General features: G+C 68.4%; 24 protein-coding genes and 1 tRNA gene. 6 read left to right on the top strand and 19 right to left on the bottom strand.

From position 1 onward, the window contains the following. Positions 1-678: 678 nt before the first annotated feature. On the bottom strand, positions 679-1,950 hold the full coding sequence (gene tyrS / locus ABTW65_RS24175; RefSeq protein ID WP_350664886.1) for a tyrosine--tRNA ligase: 1,272 nt from the start codon (positions 1,948-1,950) through the stop codon (positions 679-681). A gap of 134 nt (positions 1,951-2,084) precedes the next feature. On the opposite strand from tyrS, the gene ABTW65_RS24170 reads away from it, so the two are divergent. Next, entirely contained in the window at positions 2,085-3,539 is a 1,455-nt protein-coding gene (locus tag ABTW65_RS24170) for a serine/threonine-protein kinase (RefSeq protein WP_350664884.1), read from the top strand. A 12-nt stretch (positions 3,540-3,551) separates the two neighbouring features. Here the strand turns inward: ABTW65_RS24170 and ABTW65_RS24165 are convergent, their stop codons facing one another. The 12 genes from ABTW65_RS24165 to ABTW65_RS24110 are packed head-to-tail and all read right to left on the bottom strand — an operon-like array spanning position 3,552 to position 9,864. Beyond that, positions 3,552-3,896 carry a gas vesicle protein K gene (locus ABTW65_RS24165; protein WP_350664881.1) on the bottom strand — a complete coding sequence of 115 codons (345 nt, stop codon included), beginning with the start codon at positions 3,894-3,896 and terminating at the stop codon, positions 3,552-3,554. After that, positions 3,893-4,525 (bottom strand): GvpL/GvpF family gas vesicle protein, encoded by a 633-nt coding sequence (locus ABTW65_RS24160; protein WP_350664880.1) that lies wholly within the window; start codon positions 4,523-4,525, stop codon positions 3,893-3,895. The genes ABTW65_RS24165 and ABTW65_RS24160 overlap by 4 nt, the downstream gene beginning before the upstream one ends. Next, complete coding sequence (gvpJ, locus tag ABTW65_RS24155) at positions 4,522-4,719, bottom strand: gas vesicle protein GvpJ (protein ID WP_350664878.1); 198 nt, start codon at positions 4,717-4,719, stop codon at positions 4,522-4,524. Before gvpJ (ABTW65_RS24155) ends, ABTW65_RS24160 begins: the two co-directional genes overlap by 4 nt. Beyond that, positions 4,716-5,519, bottom strand: a complete 804-nt coding sequence (locus tag ABTW65_RS24150) for a GvpL/GvpF family gas vesicle protein (RefSeq protein ID WP_350664876.1) — start codon at positions 5,517-5,519, stop codon at positions 4,716-4,718. The genes gvpJ (ABTW65_RS24155) and ABTW65_RS24150 overlap by 4 nt, the downstream gene beginning before the upstream one ends. Further along, complete coding sequence (locus tag ABTW65_RS24145) at positions 5,506-5,871, bottom strand: gas vesicle protein (protein ID WP_350664875.1); 366 nt, start codon at positions 5,869-5,871, stop codon at positions 5,506-5,508. Before ABTW65_RS24145 ends, ABTW65_RS24150 begins: the two co-directional genes overlap by 14 nt. Next, positions 5,868-6,140: a gas vesicle protein GvpO gene (locus tag ABTW65_RS24140; protein WP_350664872.1), complete on the bottom strand. Its 273-nt coding sequence runs from the start codon at positions 6,138-6,140 to the stop codon at positions 5,868-5,870. Before ABTW65_RS24140 ends, ABTW65_RS24145 begins: the two co-directional genes overlap by 4 nt. Beyond that, entirely contained in the window at positions 6,133-6,369 is a 237-nt protein-coding gene (locus ABTW65_RS24135) for a gas vesicle protein GvpG (protein ID WP_350664871.1), read from the bottom strand. Before ABTW65_RS24135 ends, ABTW65_RS24140 begins: the two co-directional genes overlap by 8 nt. Then, positions 6,360-7,109, bottom strand: coding sequence for a GvpL/GvpF family gas vesicle protein (locus tag ABTW65_RS24130; RefSeq protein WP_350664870.1), 750 nt, complete (start codon positions 7,107-7,109; stop codon positions 6,360-6,362). Before ABTW65_RS24130 ends, ABTW65_RS24135 begins: the two co-directional genes overlap by 10 nt. A gap of 2 nt (positions 7,110-7,111) precedes the next feature. Further along, complete coding sequence (gene gvpJ / locus ABTW65_RS24125; protein ID WP_350664869.1) at positions 7,112-7,576, bottom strand: gas vesicle protein GvpJ; 465 nt, start codon at positions 7,574-7,576, stop codon at positions 7,112-7,114. Positions 7,577-7,579: 3 nt separating this feature from the next. Further along, positions 7,580-7,834 (bottom strand): hypothetical protein, encoded by a 255-nt coding sequence (locus tag ABTW65_RS24120; RefSeq protein WP_350664866.1) that lies wholly within the window; start codon positions 7,832-7,834, stop codon positions 7,580-7,582. 2 nt (positions 7,835-7,836) lie between these two features. Further along, complete coding sequence (locus ABTW65_RS24115; RefSeq protein ID WP_350664864.1) at positions 7,837-9,156, bottom strand: SRPBCC family protein; 1,320 nt, start codon at positions 9,154-9,156, stop codon at positions 7,837-7,839. 3 nt (positions 9,157-9,159) lie between these two features. After that, positions 9,160-9,864: a hypothetical protein gene (locus ABTW65_RS24110; RefSeq protein WP_350664862.1), complete on the bottom strand. Its 705-nt coding sequence runs from the start codon at positions 9,862-9,864 to the stop codon at positions 9,160-9,162. A 133-nt stretch (positions 9,865-9,997) separates the two neighbouring features. Between ABTW65_RS24110 and ABTW65_RS24105 the strand changes: the two genes are divergently transcribed. From ABTW65_RS24105 to ABTW65_RS24090, 4 genes are all read left to right on the top strand, one after another. Further along, positions 9,998-11,266: an RsbRD N-terminal domain-containing protein gene (locus ABTW65_RS24105; protein ID WP_350664860.1), complete on the top strand. Its 1,269-nt coding sequence runs from the start codon at positions 9,998-10,000 to the stop codon at positions 11,264-11,266. Positions 11,267-11,355: 89 nt separating this feature from the next. Further along, positions 11,356-13,359 (top strand): fatty acid desaturase, encoded by a 2,004-nt coding sequence (locus ABTW65_RS24100; RefSeq protein ID WP_350664859.1) that lies wholly within the window; start codon positions 11,356-11,358, stop codon positions 13,357-13,359. Between the two features lie 81 nt (positions 13,360-13,440). Continuing rightward, a tRNA-Ile gene (locus ABTW65_RS24095) sits at positions 13,441-13,517 on the top strand. A 79-nt stretch (positions 13,518-13,596) separates the two neighbouring features. Beyond that, on the top strand, positions 13,597-14,133 hold the full coding sequence (locus ABTW65_RS24090; protein ID WP_350664857.1) for a GNAT family N-acetyltransferase: 537 nt from the start codon (positions 13,597-13,599) through the stop codon (positions 14,131-14,133). A gap of 39 nt (positions 14,134-14,172) precedes the next feature. On the opposite strand, the gene ABTW65_RS24085 is transcribed toward ABTW65_RS24090, so the two are convergent. The 5 genes from ABTW65_RS24085 to ABTW65_RS24065 all read right to left on the bottom strand — a co-directional run bounded on the left by ABTW65_RS24085 (position 14,173) and on the right by ABTW65_RS24065 (position 20,153). Beyond that, positions 14,173-15,135 (bottom strand): GNAT family N-acetyltransferase, encoded by a 963-nt coding sequence (locus tag ABTW65_RS24085; RefSeq protein ID WP_350664854.1) that lies wholly within the window; start codon positions 15,133-15,135, stop codon positions 14,173-14,175. Between the two features lie 89 nt (positions 15,136-15,224). After that, positions 15,225-17,492 carry a transglycosylase domain-containing protein gene (locus ABTW65_RS24080; RefSeq protein ID WP_350664852.1) on the bottom strand — a complete coding sequence of 756 codons (2,268 nt, stop codon included), beginning with the start codon at positions 17,490-17,492 and terminating at the stop codon, positions 15,225-15,227. A gap of 185 nt (positions 17,493-17,677) precedes the next feature. Beyond that, positions 17,678-18,103, bottom strand: a complete 426-nt coding sequence (locus ABTW65_RS24075) for a ribonuclease domain-containing protein (RefSeq protein ID WP_160028510.1) — start codon at positions 18,101-18,103, stop codon at positions 17,678-17,680. A gap of 122 nt (positions 18,104-18,225) precedes the next feature. Next, positions 18,226-18,879: a response regulator gene (locus ABTW65_RS24070; protein ID WP_350664850.1), complete on the bottom strand. Its 654-nt coding sequence runs from the start codon at positions 18,877-18,879 to the stop codon at positions 18,226-18,228. Continuing rightward, on the bottom strand, positions 18,876-20,153 hold the full coding sequence (locus ABTW65_RS24065) for a sensor histidine kinase (protein WP_350664849.1): 1,278 nt from the start codon (positions 20,151-20,153) through the stop codon (positions 18,876-18,878). Before ABTW65_RS24065 ends, ABTW65_RS24070 begins: the two co-directional genes overlap by 4 nt. A 118-nt stretch (positions 20,154-20,271) precedes the next feature. Here ABTW65_RS24065 and ABTW65_RS24060 point away from each other — a divergent pair, with 118 nt between their 5' ends. After that, complete coding sequence (locus ABTW65_RS24060) at positions 20,272-21,024, top strand: GAP family protein (protein WP_350664847.1); 753 nt, start codon at positions 20,272-20,274, stop codon at positions 21,022-21,024. A gap of 3 nt (positions 21,025-21,027) precedes the next feature. Here the strand turns inward: ABTW65_RS24060 and ABTW65_RS24055 are convergent, their stop codons facing one another. Beyond that, complete coding sequence (locus ABTW65_RS24055) at positions 21,028-21,873, bottom strand: hypothetical protein (protein WP_350664844.1); 846 nt, start codon at positions 21,871-21,873, stop codon at positions 21,028-21,030.

Here is a 21,873-nt window from a genome sequence, read left to right as displayed (position 1 = left end):
TGGTCGACGGGGCATAACAAACTAATTCGTCGACTATGACACACTGTTGAGTTCTCAAGAATCACACGCACACCGGTAGATTTCAGACATCCGTCTCAGCCAGTCCGGCGGCTATATTCGTTTTGTACTACTTGTACTGCTTGTTTCTGCTTCGTGCTGAACCTTATCAGGCTTTCTTTCGCTTTCGCAATTCCGCGCTTTCGGCGTTTCCTTGCCAGCTCCAGAACCTTTATCGGCTCCTTGCCCTTCAGACTTTAGCAGACTCACTTTCGCTTTCCCAATTCGGCGCGTTCCGCGCTTTCCCTGGTTTAGCAGTGGTGTTTCCGCCTCGTCCTGGAGGACTTTATGGGATCTCGCTTTGTTGTCCAATTCGGCGATTACTCGCTGTTATCGGATAAAGACGATATCCACGCCCACACAGCACAAGACAATCAAACTGCGGTTCATCACGGTCTTGATGCCTGATCCGAAGACCTGGCTGAGACTCTGAACCGAGCTGGAGCTCGAGAATGTTGGCGGCCGACTCAGGGGCCGGAAACCCGCTCGAAGACTCGAACTTGCTTCCCGCCGCACCCCGGCGACCGGATGAACATTACGCCTCAGTGACGCGCTTGCCAAATCGAGGAACGCCCCAGGGAAGGCGGTCACCTTCCCCGGGGCGTTCTCGCAGGTCAGAGGCTACTTGAAGCGCACGCCGGCGAACTTCTTCTTGCCCCTGCGCAGGACGACCCAGCCGTCACCGAGCAACTCTTTTTCGCCGAGCGCCCCCTCAGCGTCCTCGACGCGGACGTTGTTGACGTACGCCCCGCCCTCGGAGATCGTCCGGCGGGCCTCCCCCTTGGAGGAGACGAGGCCGGCGGCGATGAAGAGGTCGACGTAGGTCGGCAGCTCCTCACCACGCTCCAGCTCGACGGCACCGGCCTCCGTGATCGCGGCGGCCAGCGTCGTACCGCTCAGAGTGGCCAGGTCACCGCCGCCGAAGAGCGCGGCTGCGGCCTGCTTGGCCTGCTCGGTCTCCCCTGCCCCGTGGACGAGGGTCGTCATGTGATCGGCGAGCGCCTTCTGGGCCACCCGTAGGAACGGCTTCTCCGCATGCTGTGCCTCCAGGGCGTCGATCTCCTCGTGGGACAGGAAGGTGAAGACACGGAGCATCTCCCCCACCTTGGCGTCCTCGACGTTGAGCCAGAACTGGTGGAAGGCGTAGGGCGACTTCATCGTCGGGTCGAGCCAGAGGGCGCCGCCCTCTGTCTTGCCGTACTTGGTGCCGTCGGCCTTCGTGATCAGCGGCGTGGTGAAGGCGTGGACGGTCTCACCGGTGACCCGGCGGACCAGCTCGACACCGCCGGTGATGTTCCCCCACTGGTCCGAGCCGCCGAACTGCAGGCTGACCCCGTGCGTACGGAAGAGGTTCAGGTAGTCCATGGACTGCAGCAGGATGTAGGAGAACTCGGTGTAGGAGATGCCGTCCTCGAGACGCTTCTTCACCGTGTCGCGGGCGAGCATCCGGTTGACCGGGAAGTGCTTGCCGATGTCACGGAGGAAGTCGATCACCGACAGCGAGGCCGTCCAGTCGGCGTTGTTGACCATCGTCGCGGCGGTCTCGCCCTCGAAGGAGACGAACCGCTCGATCTGGCTGCGTACCTTCCCGACCCATTCCTTGACGGTGTCCGGTGAGTTGAGGGTGCGCTCGCCCGAGTCGCGCGGGTCACCGATCATGCCGGTGGCGCCGCCGACCAGTACGTAGGGCGTGTGGCCAGCCCGCTGCAGGCGCATCGCCATGGTGATCTGGAGAAGGTTGCCCATGTGCAGGCTCGGCGCGGTGGGGTCGAACCCGATATAGAACTTCACACTCCCGCCGGCGAGCGCTTCTCGGAGCGCGTCGCGGTCCGTCGAGTCGGCGATGAGGCCTCGCCACTCGAGGTCGTCGAGGAGTGTGGGATCGATGGACACGTGGTGCCTTTCTCAGGTCGTTCTCAGATGGTTTTTCCGGGGCCCGGAACGGGCTGTCCCGGAAGCAAGGGTAGTAGGCGATACCCCCTAGAGTTGACCACTGGCGTTCGCGACGAGATTTTGAGGGGACCTGGGTGATCGCAGGGAGGTACCGGCTCGAGAGGGAGCTCGGCCGGGGAGCGATGGGGGCCGTCTGGCTCGCCACCGACGAAGTGCTGGGGCGTTCGGTCGCCCTCAAACAGCTGATCGCACTCGACGGCGTCTCTGATGCCGCCGTCGAACGCGAGGCACAGCTCGCCGCCCGGCTGGTCCACCCGAACGTCGTCGCCGTCTTCGACCTGGTGCGCGACGACGACAAGCCGTGGCTGGTGATGGAGTACGTCGAGGGGAAGACCCTCGCTCACATGGTGCGCGACGACGGGCCGATGCCCATCGAGGACGCTGCGAGGCTGATCGGTCAGATCGCCTCCGCCCTGCGCTCGGCCCATGCCGCCGGCATCGTCCACCGGGATGTGAAGCCCGCGAACATCGTGGTCGGCCGTGCCGGCCGCGCCAAGCTGACCGACTTCGGGATCGCGCGCGGTGTCGACTCCCAGACCACGCAGACCGGGCAGGTCACCGGCTCGCCGGCGTACCTGGCTCCGGAGATCGCCACCGGCGGACGGGCCACCCCGGCCAGCGACATGTGGTCGCTGGGGGCCACGCTCTTCCAGGCGCTGACCGGCGAGCCTCCCTACGGGATCGGCGACAACGCGCTCGCGACGCTGTATCGAGTGGTGCACGAGGACCCGCCGCGTACGCCGCTGGCCGGTCGGCTGGCGCCGCTGATGGAGCACACGATGGCCTACGACCCCGCCGAGCGGTGGTCGGCCGCGGATGTCGTCGACTTCCTGGCCGGGCGGTTGGCGGCCGAGAAGCTGGAGCCGGTGGCGCCGCGTACGCAGACGCTCGCCGCGGTCGCGGCGCCGGCTCCGGCCGCGCCTTCGGGACTGGCACAGTCGACCAGCACCCCGACGCGGCGTCGCTGGTGGCCGATCGCGCTCGTCGCCGCCGCGGCGTTGATGCTGGTGGTCGGCGGAGCGCTGTGGGCCAACCGCGGCGAGGAGCCGAGTGCGAAGCCGAAGCCGGTCGCGTCCGGATCGCCGCTGTCGGAAGCGACCGACAAGGCCACCGAGGAAGCAGACGACGAGAAGTCGGAGGAGGCCTCCGAGGAGCCGTCGCCCAGCGAGACGGCCAGCGAGTCTCCGAGCGAGAGCCCCTCGGCCAGCGAGACCGCCGGCCCGAGCGCTGAGGGGATCGACGCCTTCATCCGCAGCTATCTCGCCACCGCGCCCGCGAACCCCGACGCCGCCTTCAGCTCGATGCTGACCCCGGCGTTCCAGGCCAGCAGCGGCGGGATCGACGGGTACCGCGCCTGGTGGAGGTCCGTAGCGAGCACCAGCGTCGGCTCGGTCTCCCCCAGCGTCGACCCGCTCAAGGTGACCTACACCTACAACTACACGATGAAGGACGGCCGCCAGGAGGGCAGCACGGTGACGTTGGGGCTCGTCTACGCCGACGGGAAGTACCTCATCAACAGCGAGGGCTGAGCGCCCAGCTCCTCAGAGGAGCTTTCCCAACGGGCCCAGATCGATGTTGAGATCCTCCGGGGCGAGTCCGAAGTGGTCGCGCAGCTCGGTCATCTTCTCGTCCAGCAGCATCAGGGTCTGCCCCAGCCGCTCGATGTCCTCCTCGCTCAGGCCTCCCGCATCCATCCGGCGGATCGCCTGGCGTTCCATCAGCTGCCGGAGCAGCTCCACCAGGGTGAGCACGAGCTGTACGAGCCCCTTCTCGACGGATTCCGGATCCGCATCGATCCGCCTGCTCAAGGCGGACGGCAGGTCGTCGTCCGCTTCGAGGGCGTCGATGTCCAGGGGCCAGGGAGCCCCGTCGTCGGGCCGCGTCACGGGCTCTCCTCCTGACAGAAGCTGAACGGTGGCCACGGACCGGTGACCGTCACTCCGGGCCGGTTCTCGCCCCAGTCTCGAATGGCTGTCCGGGCCGCTTCCACGTGCTCGTCGGGAAGCAGGACCGACAGCCGCGCCTCTTGCGGACGGATGGACGAGAGCTTCGTGATCTCGGAGGCGTACGGAGCGAGCAGCGCCCTCAGCTCCGCGATCTCGGCGTCATGCTGCTTCAGCTCCTTCGCGCGCCGGCGGAGATAGTCCGTACCCGTCTGCTCGTCCCTGACACGTTCAGGGACATCTTCTGGCAGGGGAAGGTGGACGATGCACTCGCTGCATCCGGTGACGGCGGCGATCCGGTCGGTCCACTCGCTCTCGCGCTCCGCGACGAGCTCATCCAGCTCATCGCTGTCGCTCACGACCGTCCCGAAGCGCATCGGGAGCACGGGGACGTTCGACCAGAGCTGGTGGAGGGCTCGCCCGAACCCGAGCAGCTCGTGCATCGACCGCTCGGGTGGCTGGGTTCTCGGTTCGACGAAGACGGTGAGCCCGCGGGAGCGGTGTGCTTGTAGCGGGGTGTCGACCGTGTCGCCTGTGCTGTCCGTGGCTGCCACGGCGTAGAGGAGCATCATGGCTGCTTCCCGGACCCAGGTAGCGAAATCTTGTGGGCAGGGGCGAGAACCAGGCGCAGGCCGAGGTAGACCAGATCTACTCCGGCGAGCGAGAGGACGATGTCGCCGCCCACGACGACGCCGCCGTCGATCAGACGGTCGACGAGATCGACGAGCGAGGTCTCGTCGAGGGCGGGGGAGCGCTCGAGCGTCACGACACCATCCCCGTCAGGTCGTCGTCGTGCGGCTCTTCCGCACCGACGAAGCTGTAGGGCGGCCACGGCCCGGTCACCTCGACACGCATGCCGGCGGTGGCGACCAGATGGTCGTGTAGCTCTTCGGCAAGGCCAAGGAATCGCTGCTCCTCGTCCCGCGCCACGAGGTAGGCGCTGTTGAGCAGCATCGGCTCGTCGCGGCCGGTGACAGCAGGGTCGAGCGGCGCACGTACGACGCTCGCGGCCGTGCCGCGAGCCAGCGCCTCGTGGGTCTGCGTCACGGCGACCTCGCGCCGTCCGCGTTCGGTGTTGCGCGCGTCCTGTTGCGACCGGCGCTGCTCGAGGTACTCACGGCCGCTGCGGGGCGCGGGCTTCTCCGCCGCGGCGGGAGACGAGGTCGGGAAGATCTGGAGCGACCACTCGACGCGACCGGCCACGAGACGCCAGGCATGTTCGAGGTGGTCTCGACTTGTCTCCAGCGCGGCGATCAGCGCCTCGTCGCTCGGGTAGATCCCCGGGAGAGGCAGGGGCAGTAGGTCCCCTTGCTCGACCAGTTGCTGGAGGACGTCGTGATGGGCCGAGGCGACGGGAGTGAGCCAGCCCGTGTCCTCCCCGTGCTCTGCCCAGGCGGTCTCACCGAAGGACTCCGCGGGCAGATCGCTGACGACGATCTCGAGGTCGTGGAACGCGACGGTGCGTACCTTCGTATCCGCGATGCCGCGGTCGGGCAGGAATGGCGGCCCACCGCCCGGCACCAGTCCGTACGCGTGGACCACTGTGGTCGGGTCAGCGACGTTCACGACTCGTCTCACTTTCCACGATCTCGGTCTGTTCACCGCCGACGCTGCGCTCGAGCGCCTCGAGCCGCCGGCGGAGGTCGAGCTCCTCGTCCTGCTTCTGCTGGTCCTCGAGGTTGCTGACGAACGGGTCGCCCTCCCACCAGTTGATACCCATCTCGCGGGCCTTGTCGACGGAGGCCACCATGAGTCGCACCTTGATGGTGAGCAGCTCGATGTCGAGCAGCCGGACCTGGATGTCACCGACGATGACGATGCCCTTGTCGAGGACACGCTCGAGCACGTCGGCGAGGCTCTCGGGTGAGGACTGGGGCCGGTTGCTCACGAACATCGGTGAGCGCTGTGTCTCGGTCATCGATCCTCCACTTGGGCTCGGACGTAGCGGTGGACACGGCGATAGCCCGTGATTTCGCCGTCCGGGTCGACGGTCACCTCGTAGGAGGCGAGGACATCGGTCGTCTCCGGGACTCGTTCCAACTCGAGGATGTCCGCGTTGACGACCCAGCCGTCGTCGTCGCGACGGATTGCCGTGACGCCCTCGGCGGGACATCCCACGAGCGCCTCGAGCTCTTCGAGCACATGCTCGGCGATCGAGGACAAGGTCGGTTTGCTCGGCTCATTCATGCCATCCTCCGGCCATCAGGCGCTGCACGAGAACCTCCTCGAGATCGGCGGCCTGCTCCTCGGTCAACAGGCCCGCCTCCCGACGAGCGTCGACGTCCTCGAGCGCGGCTTGGATGGTGGCCGGGTCGAAGTACTGGCTCTCGGCCTCGTCCCGGATCTGCTCTGCCACCCAGACCACACCGCGCACGGGCGCGATGGGCAGGGTCAGCAGCTGCTTGATCAAGCCCATGAGAGCTCTTCCGATGAGGCGGCGTCGAGAAATGCGTACGGCGGCTGCGGGCCGACGTAGCGAAGCGACGCCAGCGGCGCCAGGTCCTCGCGCAGCGTGGTGACCGCGGCGTCGAGCTCGCTCTGCCGGTCGCGCTCGACCAGCAGGAACACCTCGGCGGCCTGCAGAGCTCCGCGGACCTCGCCGAGGGAGACTGCGCGGGCGGTCGGGGCGATCCGGTCGACGACGCCGTCGCCGACCCCGGCCCGCAGCGCGTCGAGCGCGGCCGCGATGGCCTCGCCCAGGCGTACCTCCGCCGAGTGACGCTCCTGCGGACTCGCCCGCTGTACGTGGTCGCGCAGCGCGACGAGATCGGGGTCCCGCCGCAGCACCTCTTTGAGCGCTTCCTGCTCGATCAGGTCGACCGCGACGGTGAGCTGCAGCAGGCCCTCGAACCGTTCCAGGAGCGGGCGGATCTCGTCCCCGCGGCTCTCGATCAGCTCGTGGCGCACGGTGTCGTCGTCCGGCATCTCGACGCCGAACTGCATGGGCAGCACCGTCCCGAGCGCGGCCACCGCCTCGAGCGTATGGGCGTGGGCCATCAGGTCCTCGCGCAGCACGCGCGAGTCGGCGTCCACGTCGCTGACGAGCACCCGAAGGCCGTCGCCGTCGACGTGGCGCAGCGGACGTTCGGCTCGCCCCTTTCGGTCCGCGGGGATCGTGACCGAGGTGTCCGTGACTCCGTAGATGTGGACAGGCACGGTCAGTCCTCCTTCTCCTTGGTCTGTCTGGAGGTGGTCTTCCGAGTGCGCCGAGCAGGCTGCTTGCGACCCTCACCTTCGTGCTTGTCGTCGTCCTTGTCGGCGTTCTTGTCGGAGTCCTCATCGTCGCTGCCGAGAATGTTCCCCAGCTTCTCCTTGGCGCCTTCGATCGCGCCGGAGGTCTTCCCCTTGGCCCCGGACTCGGTCACCCCCTCGATCAGCTCCGGGATGCCGTGCGTCTGGGTGTCGGTGAGGTCCAGCCGATTCACCGCCTCGGCGAAGCGTAGGTAGGTGTCGACGCTGGCGATCACGATGCGTGCGTCGATCGTCAGCAACTCGATGCCGACGAGCGAGACGCGCACGTAGATGTCGATCACCAGACCCTTGTCGAGGATCGTGTCGATGACGTCGGCGAGGCTGCTCGGGGCCGGGCGGTCGAGATACCGGTTCTGCTGGGTGATGGTCATGACTCAGTCGCTTTCTGTCGGGGTGCCGGCGGGCACGGGCTGCTCGGCCCGCTTCAGTACGTGCCTGCGGATGTAGGCCCGGTTGGCGCCGAGCGACTTCGCCAGGCCGGATTTCCCGGACCCCACGAAGTAGCCGATGCACCAGTCGAGCTGCTGCAAGGCGTCCTCGGTGGCGGTCCGATAGCGATCGACCTCCACCATGAGCTCCTCGACGTCGCGCTCGAGCTCCTGAATACGGCGTTCGTCGTCCTCGGCCATGGTCAGGATGCCTTCGTGGAGGAGCTGGAGGACGTACGCCTGCTGGTGCTCTGCTTGCTTGCGCTCTGCTTCCTCGGGCTCCGCTTGCTTGCGCTCTGCTTGCTTGCGCTCTGCTTGCTTGCGCTCTGCTTGCTCGCGCTCTGCTTCGTCGGGCGCTGCGTGCTCGTGGTCTTCTTGGCCGCCGGCTTCTTGGCAGCGGTCTTCTTGGCTGCCGGCTTCCTGGCTGCCGGCTTCCTGGCTGCCGTCTTCTTGGCTGCCGGCTTCCTGGCCGCGGTCTTCTTGGCGGTCGTCCTCTTCGCCTGCGGTTTGTCGCCGGATGACCCGTTCCCGGAAGACCTGTTGTTGGAAGACCCGTTGCCCGGCTTGCTGCCCGACGACGACTTCTCCGAGCTGTTCTTCTGCCCGTTCTCCGAGCCCTCGCCGGAACCGTCGTCCACGACCTCCTTGTCGTGGATCTCGCCCGTCCACCCCTCGATCTCGTCGCGGTGGAGAAGCGTGTGGTTGGCGACATGACGCCGGAAGTGCTTCAGCTCCAGGCGAACTCGACGCCCCTGGGCCCGCCAAAGGTTCCCGGTGTGCTCGAAGAGGCCCTTCGGGTGGTACTCGAGCGAGACGAGGATCCGGGTCAGGTTCGGCGCGAGCTCGTGGAAGGTGACGGCGCCGTCGACGCGTCCCTTCTCGCTCTCGCTCTTCCACACGACGTGCTCGTTCGGGACCTGGTCGAGGATGGTTGCCTTCCACGTGCGGTGGGACCAGAACACCTGGGCCTGCCACGTGACGACCTCGTCGTCCTCCTGCTTGACGTTCTCGACCTTCTTCATGAACGACGGGAATTCCTCGAACTGGGTCCACTGCTCGTAGGCGACGTCCCGGCTGACGGGTACGTCGACCGTCTCGACGATGTTGGTCACCTTGAGCTTCTTGCCGGTGGCATGCTCGCTCTTGTTGAGACCGCCCGAGACCTTGTCAACGGTGTCCTTGACCTGGCTCGCCGTGTCCTTTACCTGGGCGGCGGTGTTCTTCACCTTGCCGACCGGAGCCGTGACCTTGTCGACGGCCGCCTTCGCCCCCGCCTTCACGGTCGAGCCACCCTTGGACCCCTTGGACCCCTTGGACCCCTTCATCGTGGGGACACCGTCGGCGATTCCGGTCAGTCGGTCAGTGAGCCCCTCGACGCCGCTGCCCAGCTTGCTCAGGCTCCGCTTCCCGAAGGCGCGGCTGAGGCCCAGGGCCTCCTTACGCAGCCGATCGACGGGGAGCTGCGACAGAAGGCCCGAATCCTCCGTGTCGGCAGCCGCTTTCTTGCGGGTCTGTTCAGTCATGACTCAGGCACCTCCTGTCGGCGCGCCTGCGCGCCGACGACGGGAGCTCCGCGCGCCCCGGCGCGGCTTCTCCTCTTCGTCGTCCTCGTCCTGCTGGTCCGCCTCGTCCTCGGGCGCGTCCTCGTCTTCGTACTCGTCCTCGGGCTCTTCCTCCGCCTCTTCGTCGTCCTCGTCCTCGGGCTCTTCGTCAGCCTCGTCCTCGGGCTCTTCCGCAGCCTCGTCCTCAGGCTCGTCTTCAGCCTCGTCCTCAGGCTCTTCCTCGTACTCGTCCTCAGGCTCCTCACCCTCGGCCTCGTCTTCGGCTTCGTCCTCGTCTTCGTACTCGTCCTCGGGCTCCTCGTCCTCCGGAACCTCGTCGGTGTCCTCGTCGGTGTCCTGGTCGGCGTCCTCATCGGATGACGACGCGCCCCAGAGCGCGCTCCGCTCGTGCAGGCGATCGCTGAGCTTGTCGATCTGGCCCGCGGCCGCGGCGACCGCGGCCGCCTTACCGGCCGTAACGAGCTTTCCGCTGACCTGCTGTCCGAGCTTCTGAATGTCCGGCGAGCCGCCAAGGCTCTGAGTACCGACCTTCAGCATCTCGAGGCTGCGGTCGCGAACGGCGCTGTTGCTGAGCGCGGACCCGACAATCACGGCGAGTCGAAGCTTCTTGAATCGCCCGAGCACGTACCCCGCCGCGACAGCGGTTCCCACGCGTGTGGTGACAGACATGTTGGTGCTCCCTCCTCGGGCGGCCCTCCAACCACCCACGTACCCCCGGTGGTACCCGCCGAGCCACCGGACATACCTTGCACGTCTGAATTCGTGCCACCCACCGGCGCATAGCGCTGGATAGTCTCCGAACATGAGTGTCAGCGCGGGACAACAGGAAGACCTGCCCGAGTCGGTGGTGATCGAGCTGCGCCGCACCGCTGCCGAGCTGTTGGGGCACGTGGCGTCGTACGCCGACGACATGCTCGCCTACATCCTCGAGCGGATCCCGGAGGCGAGCGCTGACGACGAGCTCCGCGGGCTGACGCTGGGGTCGTGCTCGTCGAACCTCGAGGCCGCGCTGTCGATGGTGCGGCACGGTATCGACGTGGGCGCCGCGTCGGCGCCCGTCACCGCGCTCGAGCACGCGCGTGCCATGGCCGGCCGCGGCTACAGCGTCGATGTGATGCTGCGCTTCTACCGGATGGGCCATGCGTACTTCAGCGAACGAATCCTGACCGGGCTCACCGAATCGGTGAGAGATCCGGCTCTTGCCCTCGCGGTGGTCGCACACCTGCAGCACTACGCCTTCGCCTACGTCGATCGCATCTCCAGCGAGGTCGCCGCCGAGTACGTCGCCGAGCTCGACCGGATCCAGACCCAGGCCCGTGCCGCGCGGACGGATGCGGTCCGCACCCTGATCGCCGGCGGACGCATCGACCTGCGCCGCGCGGAGCGCACGCTGTCCCACCGGCTCACCGGCTGGCAGACGGCCTTCGTCTGCTGGACCGACAGCGACGACGTCGACCTGGCGCGCGTGGGTGAGGCGGTAGGGACCCACCTCGGCTCACCTCATCCCCTGCTCGTCCCGGACGGCGCTCGGGCGCTGTGGGGCTGGGTCTCCACGACGGGCGCTCCTGGCATCGCACCGACGGACATCAGGCCACTGGCCGGGAGGATCCCGGAAACGGTCCGGGTCACCCTCGGCACGCCGGCGCAAGGTGCTGCTGGCTTCCGGAACTCCCATGTCGAGGCGCAGCGGGGTCGTCGGATCATCGAGCTCGCGGGTCGCGGAGCAGTGGTCACGACGTACGCCGAGGTGGCGCTGGTGGACACGATGAGCGGCGACCTCGACCTCACCCGCGCCTTCGTCGCGACCGAGCTCGGTGGGCTGGCGGTCGCCGGGCGTCGGGAGGAGGAAGAGCGGCGGGCGCTGCTCGCGGTGCTCGACGCACAAGGTGGTCTGGCGGCTGCGGCCGACGAGCTCGGTGTACATCGGAACACCGTGCTTCAGCGCGTTCGGCGAGCCGAGGAACGGCGTGGGCGTCCTGCGACCGAGCGGGTTGCCGAGCTGCATGCCGCGCTGCGCCTGGTGGGTGTGCTCGGCCCACTCGTGCTCTCGCCGGAGCACGACCAGGCCTGACCGGGATCTGACTCGGATGTGCTGCGCGCACATTGAGATGGGCTCGGCACCTCTCGCGGGGTGCGGCTCGCGGTTCGTACGTTTCGAGCATGGCAACTACGACGGAGCAACCCGCAGCCACCCGCCACGCGCTCCCCGACCCGGGCGAGAAGGTCCCGACGATCTCCTGGCCCATCGTCGGCATCTTCTCCGGCGCGCTCGCGCTCTTCGCGGTCTCGACCTGGGCGGCGTTGGCCGAGCGCCTTCCGGTCCCGGTGACCGTCCTGCTCAGTGCGGCGGCGATCTTCGTGCTGTTCACCGTGCTGCACGATGCCGCGCACTACTCGATCAGCACCCATCGCTGGGTCAACGTCGCCTTCGGCCGGGTGGCGATGCTCTTCGTCTCGCCGCTGATCTCGTTCAGGTCGTTCGCGTTCATCCACATCGAGCACCACCGCAACACCAACGACGACGACAACGACCCTGATCACTTCGTCAGTGGCGCTCCGTGGTGGCAGGTCCCGTTCCGATTCCCGCTGATGGACGTGCCGTACCTGTCCTTCCTGGTGCGCAACGTGAAGCGTCGCCCTCGAGCAGAGGTGCTCGAGACGGTCTTCCTGATGGGCATGACGATCGCCGTGATCGTCGCCGCGGGCCTCACCGGACATCTGTGGACGCTGGCCGTGCTCTACCTGATCCCCGAGCGGCTCGCGATGTTCGTGCTGGCCTGGTGGTTCGACTGGTTGCCGCACCACGACCTCGAGGACACCCAGCAGGAGAACCGCTACCGCGCCACCCGCAACCGGGTCGGCTCAGAGTGGGTCCTCACTCCCCTGCTCCTCTCGCAGAACTATCACCTCGTCCACCACCTGCATCCCTCGATCCCGTTCTACCGCTACGTCGCGGCCTGGAAACGCAACGAGGAGGCTTACCTGGAGCGCGATGCGGCGATCGGCACCGTCTTCGGTCATCAGCTCGACGCGGACGAGTACCGCGAGTGGAAGACGCTGAACGGCAAGATGGCCCGGGTCCTCCCGGTGCGGATGCCGAAGCGATCCTCGGCCCGCGCCGCGGAGTTCCACCCGGTCCCGGTCGCCGGCGTCGACCGGCTGACCGATGACAGCGTGCTGATCCGCTTCGCCGTGCCCGACGAGCTGCGCGAGAAGTTCTCCTTCGAGCCCGGGCAGCACCTCGCAGTCCGCACCGACCTCGGCGGAGAGGGCGTACGCCGCAACTACTCCATCTGCTCCTCGGCAACCTCCGACACCCTGGCGATCGCCGTCAAGCACATCCCGGGCGGAGCCTTCTCCACGTTCGCGATGGAACAGCTCCGAGCCGGCGACACCCTCGAGCTGATGACACCGACCGGCTCGTTCGGGACAGCGGTCGACCCGTTGGCCACGAAGAGCTATGTGGCGATTGCCGCCGGCAGCGGCATCACCCCGGTCCTCTCGATCCTGCAGACCACCCTTGCCGTCGAGACCGAGAGCCGCTTCACGCTGATCTACGGCAACCAGGACGCGGACAGCACGATGTTCCGCGACGAGCTCGACGACCTCGAGGCGCGCTACGCCGACCGCCTCCGGATCATCCACGTACGCTCCCGCGACCCGCGGCACCCCGAGCATCTGCGCGGTCACATCGACCGGGCCAAGCTCGAACGGTGGCTCGGCTCCGAGCTGGCCGCGGCCTCGGTGGACGAGTGGTTCCTGTGCGGACCCGTCGAGATGGTGACCGACCTACGCGACCTGCTCCTCGAACGCGGCGCCGAGCATGACCGCGTCCACGTCGAGCTCTTCCACGGCTACCCCAAGCCCCGGGTCGCCGACGGCTTCGCCCCGGCCACGGTCACCGTCGGCCTGCGCGGCCGCCAGCACGAGGTCCCTCTGGCCGCCGGCGACACCGTGCTCGAGGCCGCGTTGAAGGCCGGGCTCGAGGCGCCGTACGCCTGCCTCGGCGGAGCCTGCGGCACCTGCAAGGCGAAGGTCGAGCAGGGGTCGGTCGCCATGGAGCAGAACTTCGCCCTGTCCTCGGCCGAGGTCGAGACCGGCCACGTGCTCACCTGCCAGTCCCGCCCGACCACACCGTCCGTCACCGTCGACTACGACGACTGAGTGGTGATCCGCCGGTCGGCGGGAACGGCTCGATCATCGCCGGGTGACCGATCGTCCGTACGCTGCCGCTAGGATCTGCCCGGGCCGTTAGCTCAGTCGGTTAGAGCAGAGGACTCATAATCCTTGGGTCGCGGGTTCGAGCCCCGCACGGCCTACCATTCATAACCGCAGGTCACGCCACTGTCGGCACGGGCATACGCGCAACAGAGGAAACCAGAACCTGGTCTGTGTCAACGTATGCGGATGGTTCTACCCGTCCTCATCGGACAGAGGCTACGACTAGTTCCTGCAGGCCCTGAGCATCTTGAGTTCTTTCGTCGACTCAATACGGACGAGCAGGTGATGCGGCACGTGTCTGGCCGACCGTACTCGCGGTCCGAGACCGACGCGGAGTGGTCGCGACGGTTGGGCCGACGGTCGAACACGGACCGGGGTCATGGCTACTGGACTGGCTTCCTTGACGGGCGTCCCATCGGCTGGTGGGGCCTCGGATACGACGGAACGCGCCCGGAGGCAGGTGAGCTTGGATTCCGAATTGCCCAAGAACGATGGCGCCAGGGTCTCGGTGTCGAGGGAGCCCGCCTTCTGTTACGCCACGGCTTCCTCGGTGCCCGACTCACGCATATCTGGGCGGGAACCGTGACGGCAAACGCGGCGTCCAGGGCTACGCTCGCGAGCCTCGGGTTTGTGTGCGTCGATGAACCGGCACCGAGCGCTCTGACGTACGAGATCTCTCTTGGCGAGTGGCTCGATCGAGACAACGCGCCGTCGTGACCGCGGCTGTCGTACCGACGCAACCACAAGCGCGACGCTCTACCAACGATCGGTGCGCTGGACCTCGTGCATGAGCTCGATCTTGCGGAAGCCGAACTGCTTGTTGATGCGCTGCATCACGTCGTTGGACGGGTCGGTCCAGGTGTGGATGCTGGTGCGTTCGGGGTGGTCGCGCTGGACGGCGGCGAGGGTGGCGACCTTGAGGGCGAGGCCCAGCTTGTGGCCGCGGTGGGCGGACTTGACGAAGGTGTCGTCCTGGATGGCCTCGTCGCTGCCGTGGGCCAGGAAGATGACCGAGTAGCCGACCAGCTCGCCGGTCAGGATCTCGCGGGCAGCGGCGGTGATGCGGTCGTAGGAGCGGGCGGTGCTCTTCTCGGCCGAGCGGATCCGGTCGGCGGTGTGGGCGACCGAGTCCTCCTGGGACTTGCCCGGCATCTCCTTGCCCATCTGGTTGCGCAGGCCGACGAACTGGGCGAGCAGGTTCTCGGGGGTTCGGTCCTCCCACATCAGGATCTCGTAGCCGAGCACGTTGAAGGGCTTGTGCCGCAGCGGCAGGTCGGCGGCGAGGTGGTCCTCGCGGCGTACGGACTTGAAGCCGAGGGCCCGCGCGAAGGCCAGGGACGACTTCGGGGGGATGGTCACCTCGGCGGTCGTCAGAGTGCGGCCGCTGGTGCGGCGTACGTCATCGGCGGCTCGCCACAGCTCGGTGCCGACCCCGCGCCAGCGGTGCACCGGGAGGACGTGGATGCCCAGCTCGACGATGTGGCTCCGCTCCTCTTCCGGGAGGTCGAGCTCGGCGATGCCGATCGTCTCGCCCTGCTCCTTCGCGGCGAGGAGGACGCGGCGGCCGTGGTCGTGCGGGGTGCGCACGGAGTTCGCGAGCGCCTCGAAGGTGCGATGCGACGCGTAGGGTCGATCGAAGGCCATCGATGCCGCCTCCACGGCGTACCAAGCCTTCAGAGCGGTGTCATCGTGGACGTCGACAGGGGCGATCACAGACACGGGCACTATCTAACCGTGTCGGGCAAGGTCGTGGGAACTGAGGCCCCCCACCAAGCGTTGACACGTCATCTGTTCGGACCGGATCCGGCTCAGATGGGCCCGGGCTCGGTCGAGGGGTCGTCCGGGTCGGGGTCCGGAGGACCGGGCGTCTTGGTCGGCGTCGGGGTCGGCGTCGGAGTCGGGGTGGGTGTCGGCGTGGGCGTCGGTGTCGGCTCCTGGGAGGGCGACGGCGTGTTCGACGGCTCCGGCTCCTCCGTCGGCTCGGGGTCGGGGCTCGGCGGGACGTACGGCGCGTGACCCTCCTCAGGGGCGTCGCCGTCGAGCCAGGCTGGCGGCGGGAACTCCTCGTAGTCGAGCTCGTCGGTCAGCTCACCCATGATCTCGACCCAGGTGTCGGCCGGGTAGTCGGCACCGAAGAAAGTGTCGAGCCAGCCGTCGAGGGCGCCGCTGCCCTTGCCGCGGCTGTAGGAGACGGCGGTGGAGAGCTGCGGGGTGTAGCCGACGAACCAGGCCGAGGAGACCTCGTCCTTGTCGTTGGTCGCGGTGCCGGTCTTGCCGGCGGCCGGCTGGACCACCGCGCTGGCGGCCTGGCCGGTGCCGCTGGAGACGACCTGCTGCAGGGCGTAGGAGGTGTCGTCGGCGATCTCCTCGTCCATCGCCCGCTTGCTGCTCGCGGTGTCGTCGTGCTCGTAGATGACGGTGCCGTCGGCGTTGACCACCTTGGAGACGACGAAGACGTCGTTGTGCATTCCTCGGTTGGCGATCGTGGCGTAGGAGTTGGCCATGTTGATCGGGCTGACGGTCGAGTTGCCCAGCGTCAGCAGGAAGTTCTCGGGCTGCATGTCGCCGCCCGACTTCACCGGGATCCCGGGATAGGCGGGGTCGATGCGGTCGCCACGCGGGATGCCGGAGCGTACGGCCATGTCGTAGACGTCCTTGCTGCCGTTGGGCAGCGAGTCGGACATCTCGACGAAGGCGGTGTTGATCGAGTCCTCCATCGCCTGGAGGCTGCTGACGTTGGAGCCGTAGCTGTGGCCGTACGGGTCGGCGGCGCTCTGGCCGGAGTTGCGTACGTTCACGCCACCGGGGAACTCCATCGGCGAGTTGCCGTTCCAGGTGTCCTTGAGGGAGTAGCCCGCCTTCAGCGCGGCGGCGAGGGTGAACGGCTTCATCGTCGACCCGGCCATGGTGGCGCTGCTGGCGGCCCAGTTGATCTGCGACTCGAGGTAGTCCTGGCCGCCGTAGAAGCCGCGCAGCGCACCGGTCTTCACATCGACCGTCGCCGCGCCCACGTGGAGCTCGTCCTTCTCGTTGCCCTCGTCGTAGGCCTTCTTGTCCTCAGGACGTACGTCGTTGACCGCCTCCTCGACGGTCCTCATCGTCTTCTTGGTCAGCGTGGTGGTGATCCGGAGCCCGCCGCCGTTGATCTCGTCCTCGGTGACGAGCGGGTTGCCCTGCTCGTCCTTGAGCTTGAGGAGCTCGTCGCGGACCAGCTTGAGCGCGTGCCCCTTCTGGCCGCCGTAGCGGCTGTCGGAGCGCGGCTTCTTGAACTTCGGCAGCGACTCCTTGGCCTTCTCCCCCTCGGCGGCGTCGACCATGTCCATCTTGACCATGGAGTTGATGACGTAGCGGTAGCGGCCCTCGAGCTCGGTGACCGACTCCTCGCCGTTGCTCGGGTCGAGGTCGTTGGGGTCGTTGAGGATCGCGGCGAGTGCGGCCGCCTCCTGGAGGGTGAGCTTCGCGGCCGGCTTGTCGAAGTAGGCGTTCGAGGCGGCCTCGACGCCGTAGGCGCCACGGCCGAAGTAGATGGTGTTGAGGTAGCCGGCGAGGATGTCCTCCTTGGACTTCTGCCGGCTGATCTTCAGCGAGATGACCGCTTCCTTCACCTTGCGGGTGTAGGTGCGCTCCTGGGTGAGGTAGAGGTTCTTGACGTACTGCTGGGTGATCGTCGAGGCCCCGGACTGGGCGCCGCCGGTGTTGTTGTTGACCACCGCGCGCACGATGCCCTTGATGTCGATGCCGCTGTTGGTCCAGAAGGTGCGGTCCTCCGCGGCGACCGCGGCGTCCTTCATCAGCTGCGGGATCTCGTCGTAGGGCAGCGAGTCGCGGTCCTGGGAGTCGGCGATGTAACGCCCGAGCTCCTCCTTGCCGCCGCGGTAGTAGACGAAGGAGGTCTCCTTCTCGTACGCGGCGTTGGCGTTGGGGATCGGGATGGCGTTGTAGGCCACGATCACACCCATGGTGCCGATCAGCGCGCCCACCAGAATCACGATGAAGAAGGCCTTCAGGACCTTCCTTCCCCGCTTCTTCTTCGGCTTCGGCGTGGGTGTGTAAGGCGGATTGCCCTGCCAGCTCAAGTTGTCCCCTCCCGCGGTCACAAACGTTCCTAGAGTACGGCGGCCTCCCAGGGCCGACGCGATCGTCGGCTCCGTGTCCAGGACGTTTCAGCGGGGTCTCAGGTTGCTTCTGAGATGGCGACGGGCCTCTGACCTGGGCCGGCGATGCCGTGTCTGCCCAGGTCAGAGGCCCGTTGCGGGAACGCTCAGACCAGGAAGTAGAAGGTGCTGTAGTGGTCGGGGGTGAAGTAGACATCACCCGTTGTGGTGTCGACCACGAGCCGGTAGGACTGGCGCTGCGCACCGCATTCACGCGGGGTCACGTCGAACTCGAGGTAGGAGTGGCCCGAGGGCAGCTCGCCCTCGTAGTTGTTGTAGGTGCCACCGGAGAAGTTGCAGGTGCCGGTCGGCGGCCAGTCGTGCCAGCCACGGTTGGACGGGTAGCCCAGCGAGGCCCAGACCTCGTTGGAGTCGAGGGCCTCGGCGCAGCCCTTGTGGGTGCAGCTCTCGATCCAGTCGGCCTGGGCGGCGGGGGCGAGCGCGACGCTTCCCCCGAGCAGGCTGGTGGTGGCGACGAGACCTGCGAGGAGCAGCTTGATCATCGTGAGCACGGAGCGGTTCTTCCCGGACATGAATCCTCCAGTGTGTGCGTTACGGACGGTTGGTAATTCTGCTACCTGGGGCGTCCGGATGGGGGCTCCGAAGGTCACGAACCGGTGAACTCTGGGGTGTGAGCGCGTCTTGGAAACGCAGCTCAGACGATGCCTGCCTCGCGGGCGACGATCGCCGCCTGGACCCGGGAGGCGACCCCGAGCTTGGCCAGTACGCGGGAGACGTGGGTCTTCGTGGTCGCCTCGGAGATCACCAGCCGCTGGGCGATGTCGGCGTTGGACAGCCCCTGCCCCAGGGCCGCGAGCACGTCCCTCTCCCGGGGTGTGAGGTCTGCGGGAAGGGACGCCTCGGACGTGGCCGCCGGGGCCGATCGGTCCGGCGCCCCGGCGAGCTCGGCGAGCACCCGGCGGGTCACCTCCGGGGCGACCACGCCGTCGCCCGCGGCGACGTGTCTGACCGCGTCGACCAGGTCGTTCGCCTCCGCCGACTTGAGCAGGAACCCGGCGGCGCCGGCGCGGAGGGCACCGAAGACGTACTCGTCCAGGTCGAAGGTGGTGAGCACGAGTACGTCGGCGAGCCCCTCCTCCACGACCTGGCGGGTCGCGGTCACGCCGTCGGTGCCGGGCATGCGTACGTCCATCAGCACGACGTCGGGGCGCAGAGCCCTCGCGTTGGCGACGGCGGTCGCGCCGTCGGCGGCCTCCCCCACCACCTCGATGTCGCCGGCGGTGGCCAGCAGCATGCGCAGGCCGGCGCGGATGGCGGCGTGGTCGTCGGCGAGCAGGACGCGGATCATGCGCTCGCTCCCGGTAGCGGCAGGATCGCCCGGACCCGCCAGCCGGGGCCGTCGGGGCCTGCCTCGAAAGCTCCGCCGAGGGCTTCGGCGCGTTCGCGCATCGACACCAGTCCGGTGCCGGTCCCGGCCTCGGGCTCCTTCGCGGCGCCGGCATCGGTCACCTCGATCTCGAGGGCGTCTCCGGAGACCAGGCGCAGGTGGGTCTGGCCACCGCCGTGCTTGAGCACATTGGTCAGCGACTCGCGCACGATCCGGTAGACCGCATGGTCGACCGCGACCGGCAGCGAGAGGTCGGCGCCGTCGAGAAGCCCGCCGGGGTCGTCGATCCGCAGCGGCAGACCGGCCAGGCGCACCTGCTCCAGGACAGGGCCGAGGTTGGCGGCGCGGGAGGCGGCGGTGAGGTCCTCGGCGTCGCCGGGATCGCCGTCGGAGCGCAGGACGCGGATCATCGCGCGCATGTCTTCCAGCGAGGCCAGGCTCTCCGCACGCACCGACCGCAGCGCTGCTCGGTCCCGTTCCGGATCGTGCTCACCGGCCAGCGCCGCCCCCGAGGTCAGCGCGATGGCGGACAGGTGGGAGGCGACGACATCGTGCAGGTCGCGCGCCACTGCGGAGCGCTCGGCGCGTACCGCGTCGTGCCGTTCCGCGTCGGCCAGGCGCAGCAGCGCGGAGCTGCGTTCCCGCTCGAGCCGGGCCCGGTCGTCGGCGGCGTCGGCGAGCTCGCTGCCCTGACGTACGTTGCTGCCCCACCACATCGGGGTGACGACGATCGCGAAGAGGGTGAGCGCGAGCACGAGCGGGGTGCGTGGGTCGGAGGTGGCCGCGGCGGAGGCGACGACCGCGGCCGCGATGGCCAACCCGACGGCCCCGGCGGCGATGCGTCGCGCCAGCGGCGATCCGTGCAGCTGGCCGGCGAAGAGGGCGTCCCAGAGCACCACCACCATCGCGATGCTGCTCCCGATCAGCAGGTCTGCCCCGAAGCAGAGAGCGACGACGGTCTGCACCGCGAGCGGCCGGCGCCGCTTGAGCACGAGCGCCCCGGCCGCGAGGGCTAGCGGGACGAGGTGCCACCAGGTCGGCACACTGTCCAGGTCGATGCCGAACGGGTGTAGGCCGCGTACGCCGCCGACCTGGCCGAGGGCGTGCAGCGCGAGACCGGCGGCGAGGACGACCACGGCGTCGAGCCAGGCCAGCCGGCGGTCCGCGGCGCGCAGGCTCGTGCCACCGCCGAGAAGCGCCGCGGGCAGCTGCTGCAGCAGGGTCGGGCGGTCCACGACACCATCTCAGCACGTACGCCGCCCCTCCGGGGTCATCCGAAGGATGTATCCCCGCGCGGAAGGATCACCGGTTCGGCCGACGCGCGCGAGGCCGGGCGCACGCGAGCCTCGGGGCATGGACATCGACCTCGGCCCACTCACCGGCGATCTGGGCGGCACCGCGACGTACCTCGCGCTGGCCGTGCTGGCGCTGATCGACTCGACCAGCTTCGGCACCCTGCTGATCCCGGTGTGGCTGCTGATGGCGCCCGGCCGGGTGCGGCCCGGGCGGATCCTGGTCTACCTGGGCGCGATCGCCGGGTTCTACGCGCTGCTCGGCATCGCGATCCTGCTGGGTGGCTCGGCCGTGGCCGACGCGCTCACCGGGCTGCGCGACTCGCGACCGTTCCTGTGGGGGCAGCTGCTCGTCGGCGTCGGCCTGTTCGCGTGGAGCTTCAAGCTGGACCCGCCCAGGTCGGTGAAGGGCCGGACCGATGCCGCAGAGCCGCCGCGCCGTCTGCTCCGTTGGCGCGAGCGGGCGGTCGCCTCCGAGTCTGGCTCGGCCTCCGCTCTTGCCGCGCTGGCGGTGCTCGCCGGGCTGGTCGAGGCCGCCTCGATGCTGCCCTACCTCGCCGCGATCGGGGTGATCGGGACCCAGGGGCCGGACTGGCCGGTATCGGGACTGTGGGTGCTCGGCTACTGCGCCGTGATGATCGCTCCGGCGCTCCTGCTCACCGCCGCGCGCGTCTTCGCCGCTCCCCTGGTGGAGCGACCGCTTGCCCTTCTCGACGGCTGGCTGGTCAAGCACGCCGCCAGCGCGACGGCGTGGGCCGTGGGCATCGTCGGGTTCCTGCTCGCCCGGGCCGCGCTCGGGCCGCTCTTCGGCTGAGCGTCACTCCCAGCCGCAGTAGCCGGGGAGGAAGTCGTAGAGGGCGGTCTTCTGTGCCTTGCTGAGCGGGAGGAAATAGTTCGCGCCGTCGGGGACGTCGGGGCCGCCGACGTGGACGCGGAAGAGGCTGCCGACCTTGTCGTCGGCCAGGGCGTGCGGGTCGCACCGGGCGGGCAGGACCCGCAGCTCCAGCGTGGTCGGCTCGCCCGTCATCGGCTGCGGGGTTGCTCGCGGCCAGGTGGGTGTCTTCGCCGCGAGCTGGAAGAGCACCGTGCCCTCCCAGCCGTCGAAGGTGACGTCCGGGAGCGCCTCGGTCGGGGCGAACGTGACCGGGAGGACGAAGACGCTCTGCTTGCCTTCGCCCTCGACCCGCGGCTCGCCGACGGTGATGTCGGCGGCCTCGGTCAGTGTGCGCTCGGCGCAGTCGCGGTCGAGGAGGCGGTCGATGTTGGCATACCTGTCCTCGGCCGCGCCGGTGCTGGTGCGCCACTCCCCCGCGTCGTCGCCGGTCTCGCGCCAGGTGATGGTCAGGTCGGCGTCGCCGCCCTCGCCGCACTTCCCGCGGGGCATGTCGAAGTCGAAGTCCATCTCGGGGTCGACCGGTTCCGAGCCCGTCCATCGGGCCCGGAACCGGTCGCTGCTCACCTCGACGCGCGAGACGTCGATCGAGGTGCCGGTCTCGTTGACGAGGCGTACGAACGCCTCACCGGTGTTGCGCTGGAGCCGGGTCTGGTCGAGGTAGGCCGTCAGCCCCTCGGGCCAGGCCGTCTCGCGCGGCTCGCTCGTGCCGCAGGCGGCCAGGGTCGACCCGACCAGGAGGCCCGCGGCGAGCACGGCGATTCGGCGCAC

The organism is Nocardioides sp. NPDC127503 (assembly GCF_040302165.1).
In the GTDB taxonomy this organism is placed as follows: Bacteria; Actinomycetota; Actinomycetes; order Propionibacteriales; family Nocardioidaceae; genus Nocardioides.
Note: the sequence above shows the minus strand (reverse complement) of the source record. Positions and strands in the feature narration are given on the sequence as shown.

Bases quoted from the DNA above. Each gene is read 5' to 3' on its own strand.
- ABTW65_RS24160 (WP_350664880.1), bottom strand. From the start codon at position 4,525: ATGATGCTCCTCTACGCCGTGGCAGCCACGGACAGCACAGGCGACACG.
- ABTW65_RS24145 (WP_350664875.1), bottom strand. From the start codon at position 5,871: ATGACCGAGACACAGCGCTCACCGATGTTCGTGAGCAACCGGCCCCAG.
- ABTW65_RS24140 (WP_350664872.1), bottom strand. From the start codon at position 6,140: ATGAATGAGCCGAGCAAACCGACCTTGTCCTCGATCGCCGAGCATGTG.
- ABTW65_RS24135 (WP_350664871.1), bottom strand. From the start codon at position 6,369: ATGGGCTTGATCAAGCAGCTGCTGACCCTGCCCATCGCGCCCGTGCGC.
- gvpJ (WP_350664869.1), bottom strand. From the start codon at position 7,576: ATGACCATCACCCAGCAGAACCGGTATCTCGACCGCCCGGCCCCGAGC.
- ABTW65_RS24120 (WP_350664866.1), bottom strand. From the start codon at position 7,834: ATGGCCGAGGACGACGAACGCCGTATTCAGGAGCTCGAGCGCGACGTC.
- ABTW65_RS24115 (WP_350664864.1), bottom strand. From the start codon at position 9,156: ATGACTGAACAGACCCGCAAGAAAGCGGCTGCCGACACGGAGGATTCG.
- ABTW65_RS24110 (WP_350664862.1), bottom strand. From the start codon at position 9,864: ATGTCTGTCACCACACGCGTGGGAACCGCTGTCGCGGCGGGGTACGTG.
- ABTW65_RS24105 (WP_350664860.1), top strand. From the start codon at position 9,998: ATGAGTGTCAGCGCGGGACAACAGGAAGACCTGCCCGAGTCGGTGGTG.
- ABTW65_RS24100 (WP_350664859.1), top strand. From the start codon at position 11,356: ATGGCAACTACGACGGAGCAACCCGCAGCCACCCGCCACGCGCTCCCC.
- ABTW65_RS24090 (WP_350664857.1), top strand. From the start codon at position 13,597: ATGCGGATGGTTCTACCCGTCCTCATCGGACAGAGGCTACGACTAGTT.
- ABTW65_RS24075 (WP_160028510.1), bottom strand. From the start codon at position 18,103: ATGTCCGGGAAGAACCGCTCCGTGCTCACGATGATCAAGCTGCTCCTC.
- ABTW65_RS24070 (WP_350664850.1), bottom strand. From the start codon at position 18,879: ATGATCCGCGTCCTGCTCGCCGACGACCACGCCGCCATCCGCGCCGGC.
- ABTW65_RS24060 (WP_350664847.1), top strand. From the start codon at position 20,272: ATGGACATCGACCTCGGCCCACTCACCGGCGATCTGGGCGGCACCGCG.